The organism is Bartonella massiliensis, from assembly GCF_902150025.1.
GTDB classification, from domain to species: Bacteria; Pseudomonadota; Alphaproteobacteria; order Rhizobiales; family Rhizobiaceae; genus Bartonella; species Bartonella massiliensis.
Genome location: NZ_CABFVS010000061.1, coordinates 1 through 5,530 on the forward strand (window position 1 = coordinate 1; position 5,530 = coordinate 5,530).

The 5,530-nt window shown below is 39.5% G+C and carries 5 protein-coding genes and 3 pseudogenes; 6 read left to right on the plus strand and 2 right to left on the minus strand.

The genetic code is table 11. From position 1 onward, the window contains the following. A partial coding sequence (locus FNZ60_RS09355; protein WP_142417283.1) for an Arm DNA-binding domain-containing protein occupies nucleotides 1–234 on the minus strand: 234 nt, incomplete at its 3' end. Nucleotides 235–398: 164 nt separating this feature from the next. On the opposite strand from FNZ60_RS09355, the pseudogene FNZ60_RS09360 reads away from it, so the two are divergent. From FNZ60_RS09360 to FNZ60_RS09370, 3 genes and pseudogenes are all read left to right on the plus strand, one after another. Then, a pseudogene (locus tag FNZ60_RS09360) lies at nucleotides 399–638 on the plus strand (single-stranded DNA-binding protein); the annotation flags it as partial. 15 nt (nucleotides 639–653) lie between these two features. Further along, nucleotides 654–1,175, plus strand: a pseudogene (locus FNZ60_RS09365) (hypothetical protein); the annotation flags it as partial. Nucleotides 1,176–1,209: 34 nt separating this feature from the next. Then, nucleotides 1,210–1,596 carry a type II toxin-antitoxin system PemK/MazF family toxin gene (locus FNZ60_RS09370; RefSeq protein ID WP_142417284.1) on the plus strand — a complete coding sequence of 129 codons (387 nt, stop codon included), beginning with the start codon at nucleotides 1,210–1,212 and terminating at the stop codon, nucleotides 1,594–1,596. A 181-nt stretch (nucleotides 1,597–1,777) separates the two neighbouring features. Here FNZ60_RS09370 and FNZ60_RS09375 read toward each other — a convergent pair whose 3' ends face one another. Beyond that, nucleotides 1,778–2,401: a hypothetical protein gene (locus FNZ60_RS09375; protein WP_185913580.1), complete on the minus strand. Its 624-nt coding sequence runs from the start codon at nucleotides 2,399–2,401 to the stop codon at nucleotides 1,778–1,780. A gap of 205 nt (nucleotides 2,402–2,606) precedes the next feature. On the opposite strand from FNZ60_RS09375, the gene FNZ60_RS09380 reads away from it, so the two are divergent. The 3 genes and pseudogenes from FNZ60_RS09380 to FNZ60_RS09390 form a co-directional block, all read left to right on the plus strand. Then, a complete protein-coding gene (locus FNZ60_RS09380) occupies nucleotides 2,607–2,942 on the plus strand; it encodes a hypothetical protein (protein WP_142417286.1) in 336 nt (111 codons plus the stop codon). Beyond that, nucleotides 2,923–4,251, plus strand: coding sequence for a PBSX family phage terminase large subunit (locus tag FNZ60_RS09385; protein WP_142417287.1), 1,329 nt, complete (start codon nucleotides 2,923–2,925; stop codon nucleotides 4,249–4,251). The genes FNZ60_RS09380 and FNZ60_RS09385 overlap by 20 nt, the downstream gene beginning before the upstream one ends. Then, a pseudogene (locus FNZ60_RS09390) lies at nucleotides 4,236–4,880 on the plus strand (portal protein); the annotation flags it as partial. The gene FNZ60_RS09385 and the pseudogene FNZ60_RS09390, both read left to right, overlap by 16 nt. Nucleotides 4,881–5,530 lie beyond the last annotated feature (650 nt).

The window sequence follows — 5,530 nt, forward strand, 5'->3', positions numbered from 1 at the left end:
CCCTTCACGAAGAACAGAACGCCACCCCGTTGCCAATTCACGGGCTTGTTTTAAAGAAACATCTCTTAAAGCACCCAAGCCCATTTCACGACGGCGCCCGTGAAGGGTATAACGGTAAATCCACTGAGCACCACCATCTTTACGCTTATGGAGTAACAAGCCGGCACCATCATTATATTTGCCAGCCCCCAATGTTGCAACAGATCTTGCATTAAGACGATTCATAAGGACCATTTTTACTCCTTTCTTATACAAATTTGATCCACACACTCATCCCACTTGTGATGTGCAAATGAGTGATTTTGATTGATGCAAGATAAACAGATTTGAAATGAGAGAATCTTACGTTATTCGGGATTCTTATTCAATATGAATAACGTTATATTATCATTATAAATCAATATCTTATAAAAGGTAGCAAAGTCTATATTGAAGGACAGCTTCAAACCCGTAAATGGCAAGATAAAAACGGTATTGAACGGTATGTAACAGAGATCATTTTGCCTAAGTACAAAGGCGACTTAAAGCTTTTAGACAGCAAAAATGATGATGATCAAGAGCAATCATCAGTTTATGCAAGCATTCACAGACCTCTTGATATGTCTACAAACGCTTTAAATGATGATGTTCCTTTTTAAACAGAAGGCGGTGTTGTGAAAAAAAATAAAAAGAGGGGACGCCCTAAAATCACAGGGCAGATAAGAGAAGCCAATGGTCGTATATCACGTGCAAAAGAACCGCGTGAAGCCATTGATAAATTGGCTATAGAAATGCGTGCAAAACGCTTCGGTTTAAGCTTACATGAGGCAAAAAATCCACTTGCTGGGTCCTACATAGGGCGGCTTTGTTTGCAAGGTGTACTTACTCAAGAGCAATATGACACCGCGCAACAGTATCTACAGATAAGAAATAATTACCTTTGTGCAAAAGGCTTTCCAAGCGCGATTTATGATGAAATGCCGTTATCTTCTGATGATAAAGCAAGAGACAAATGGGTAAAATTTGCGACAGAGCAGTTTTTAAATATGCAAGAGGCAATAAAAGAAGCGCAACACCTCTATAGACAATACAATATCTATGCCGCGCTACAGTACCTTGTTATAGAAGATAAAGAATTACCACATCTGGTGAATTCATTACGTATTGTTCTTAATGTTTTTTATTATTATTTTAGAAGGGATGTAAGATCTATAATGGATAAAATTAATAATGAAAGAAATACAACCACCACGTTTGAAGCCCCGCTTAAAATCAGCTCCACGCATTCGGCAAATTTTTTGGTGTGATTTTCCTGAAGATGCTCAATTACCAGAATTTTGGAAACAGCGTCCTGTACTGATTGTTTCTAAAACTTCCAAGTTAAATGGGTGTGTAACGGTTTTGCCTCTAACGTCTAAATCACAACCTGATAATCATGCTGCCTATCTCATAAAATCATTTCCAAATATGAAATCATCATGGGTTATATGCAATTATTTAACGACAATTGCTGTTAGTCGATTAAGCGCGACTGATTGCATCTTTAGGTTATCAGAAGAAGAGTTTAATAAGGTTATTAACCTAATGTGGGAATATCTTCCACGCCCTAGTTATTGACAATGATAAGTCATAGGTCTATATTTAATTCAGATACGGCGCTGTAAAAATAGTGACCGCTCCCTTGTAAAGGGGTCAGGTGCGAAGAGGTGGCTTGCTGCCTCTTTCGCTTTTTATAGATTCTTGCATATTGCTCTTAATGCTCTTCAGAAACATTTTGATCGTTAAATGACAATCTCTATTACGGTTTCATTATATTGTATATCGTTTGTAAGTTTCTGCATTGTTCAATGACTGCCTTTAACCCTTTATGATCATTTCTTTTCACTTTAGATACTATGTTATTTACTTGCTCTTTTCTGAAATCGTAATGCTTATCTATGGACATCATAAGTTTTTTTGCATAATAAATCATTGGATCTTTGTTATCATTGACTAAGTCGTATGCCCACATAAAATCGCTTTCACTCCAATCATATTCATCACGTAAACGCTTTATTACATTGGGTAGCATTGCCCATGACATTTCCTCATTATACTCACCCCGCAATAAACTCATAAAGGATGCACAACCAAGAACCGATATGTGACGATACAATATATCCTCCTGTTTAAAAAATGAATATTCTCCGCCATTTCTGAGTGAAAGTTCTTCTGCTCTGCGTATCTTTTCAGAATGCATAGAGCCAATATATGATTCACTTACGTATTTATTGTAAAGTTGATTATACTTCTCTATAGTATCTACATTTGTAAACATACGCGTCAATTTGTCTATAAATCCAAATGACGCTGATGCAGGTAGCGCTGATATAAAAAAGAAAGCTATAAATGTTATGATGCGTGTTATGGATAATAACTTCATTATTTTGAATCCTTAATTATTCATAAGCGCTGTTTAACCGATTCGTTTTAAAAATATCAATATGTGTTATTTTTGTGTTGACAAAGTGATGCAAATCGTATTTAATGACATTACTGTACTTAGGCGTATTGTGTCTAATGAGGGTGATGTACAGTAGAAAATCCCCGCAAATGCGGGGTTTTTTATTATCTGGAGGGCGTATTTTATGACATCTGAAAATACAGAACAGGCTCCACAATCAAAAAGAAAGTTGATACCACCCAATGCAGGTATGGGGCGTGTTAAAGGTGTTCCAAACAAAATGACTCGCCTTTTAAAGGAGGCAGTGGTTAAAGCTGCGGAGAATGCAGGCAATAAAATCGGTAATGAGGGGTTGATATCCTATCTCGAAAAGCAGGCAATGGAATGCCCCGCGGCTTATTTAGCGTTGCTTGGTAAGGTCTTGCCTTTGCAAGTGACGGGGGAAGATGGGGGTGCGATTAAGATCATAGGGCGTGTAGAAATTGCTCCTTTAACAATGAATGACGACAAGACAGATTAAGATTGTACCAAAACTTATTCCGATTTTTGCAGGGGATGCTTTGGTCAGAGCGGCTTGGGGTGGACGAGGGTCTGGTAAGACAAGATCATTTGCCTTGATGGCGGCTTTAAAAGGCTATCAATTTGGTATGGGAGGAATATCGGGCACTATTCTTTGTGCACGTCAGTTTCAAAATTCGTTGGCAGAAAGTTCCTTGGAGGAAATTAAGCGCGCGATTGAAGCCCATGACTTTTTAAAAGATTATTACAAAGTTGGGGAAGCTTCGATTAAGTCAAATGATGGTCGTATAGCTTTTCAGTTTTCTGGACTAGACCGCAATATTGCGAGCATCAAATCGATGGGTCGTATTTTGCTCTGTTGGGTCGATGAGGCAGAGCCGGTTACAGAGACAGCTTGGCAGACGCTTATACCGACGTTGCGTGAAGAAGGAGAGGGCTGGAGAGCAGAGTTATGGGTGACATGGAACCCATTACGGGATAACGCACCGGTTGAAAGGCGTTTTCGCTTTTCAGACAATGAAGCGATTAAACGTGTAGAGATCAATTGGTCCGATAATCCGAAGTTTCCCAAGATCTTGAATGAAGCACGGCTTGATGATCTAAGAAACCGTCCAGAAACCTATAAGCATATCTGGGAAGGGGCTTATCTTACAGCGGTTCAAGGGGCTTACTTTCAAAAGGAGATGTTGGCAGCCGAGCAAGAGGGGCGGATAGGGCGTGTTGCACGTGACCCTTTAATGCAGATACGCGCCTTTTGGGATATTGGGGGAACGGGTGCTAAGGCAGATGCCACAGCGATATGGATAGCACAGTTTGTTGGCAGAGAGATCAGAGTGCTGGATTATTATGAAGCACAAGGGCAGCCCTTATCAGAGCATATCGGCTGGTTACGTCACAATGGTTATGAGAAAGCACTGATGGTGTTACCCCATGATGGTGCGACGAGAGACCGTGTGCATAATGTGAGTTTTGAGAGTGCTCTCAATGATGCGGGTTTTGAAACGCAAGTGATCCCTAATCAAGGAGCCGGTGCTGTCAAAATGCGAATAGAGGCAGTGCGACGTATATTACCTTCTGTCTGGTTTAACGAAGAAATGACTGTAGCGGGTCGTAAGGCATTGAACTGGTATCACGAGAAATGGGATGAGAAGCGCAATATAGGGTTGGGGGCAGAGCATGATTGGTCGAGTCATGGTGCAGATGCTTTTGGATTAATGTGTGTGGGTTATGAGCAGCCGGTGCAGCAACATAAGAGACAAGCTTACAGTGGTAGAGAAGTTTATGAGAGTACGTCATGGATGGCAGAATGATGCATGATGAAGAGCATTTAGAGCAAGATAGCAACGCTTCAGATCTGTCGACAGAAGGCTTGTTTCGCAAGCTTGTGAGTTGGTACAAAGAAGATGTTGAGCATGTGAACAAATGGCGTGAGCATGCAAGGGAGGATTTTCGTTTTTACAATGGCGATCAGTGGAATGAGGATGATTTAGAGGCACTAAAAAAGCAACGCCGCCCCATTATGACTTTTAATCGCATTGCCCCGCTGGTCAATGCGGTTGTGGGGTCAGAGCGTAATAACAAACGTGAAGTACAGTTTATTCCCCGTCAAATAGGAAAAGCGTTGCCAAGTGAATTGCTTACGGGGGCAGCCGAATGGTTTCGCGATATGGCACAAGCCGAATATGCGGACTCGGATGCTTTCCAAGATGCTGTCATTTGTGGCATGGGGTGGACTGATACACGTCTTGATTATGAGAATAGCCTTGATGGCGAGCCGGTTATCACGCGTTTAGATCCATTAAAGATGGTTTGGGACAGCGCGGCAGTGCAACCGAATTTAACGGATGCACAACGTATGTGGTATGTGGACCGCAAGCCTTTGGAAGTTGCTAAGCAAATGTTTCCAAAAGCCCATTGGAGTGAACTGAGTGCAGATTGGATATTATCATAAAAAACACAATAAAGTCAATATGTTGTTTGCAATTATTTTATATGAATCCACTTAAGAATCCACACTTTTATGCATGATTCATTTGACCATTTTTTATAAACAATTGCCACGTATGAATAGACCATAAAAAGTAAATCACGATGTAAATATTATAACGCATGTGTCATTTAAATGAAATGAAAAGCAGTTATCATTCATAACAGTTCATAAATTTTATGATACGTTTTTATTATTAAAAATCGCATGCGTTTAAAGAATAGTATGTATTTTGCTCTTTTTTGAGCGAAACCTTAAAAGGAAAATAATCGTTTGAAACTTTTATAAGCTTATAGGTTTTAATTCATAAGGGAGCATAAAATATTTAAAGATAAGATCAGTTTTATAACCACGGTATTTTTTTACCGAGGTACGAAATAGCAGATATGAAATTCAAAACGTTATGTCTTATGATCAAAAGCTTTTTTTGACATATGCAAGCAAGCTATCAAAAGACGTTTTAAAAGTTATCGTTTAAAAATACAAAGTTAAATGGGGGCCCCTATTAAGACAAAGATAAGCAAGCAAAATTCAAAACCATTGTAGCATCATAAAGGCATGGGATTTTACTTAATTTTTAGAAAAAACAATGCTGTTCAAAA

Excerpts from the sequence above, each read along its gene's own strand:
- FNZ60_RS09370 (WP_142417284.1), top strand. The coding sequence starts at position 1,210 with ATGAAAGAAATACAACCACCACGTTTGAAGCCCCGCTTAAAATCAGCT.
- FNZ60_RS09375 (WP_185913580.1), bottom strand. The coding sequence starts at position 2,401 with ATGAAGTTATTATCCATAACACGCATCATAACATTTATAGCTTTCTTT.
- FNZ60_RS09380 (WP_142417286.1), top strand. The coding sequence starts at position 2,607 with ATGACATCTGAAAATACAGAACAGGCTCCACAATCAAAAAGAAAGTTG.
- FNZ60_RS09385 (WP_142417287.1), top strand. The coding sequence starts at position 2,923 with ATGACGACAAGACAGATTAAGATTGTACCAAAACTTATTCCGATTTTT.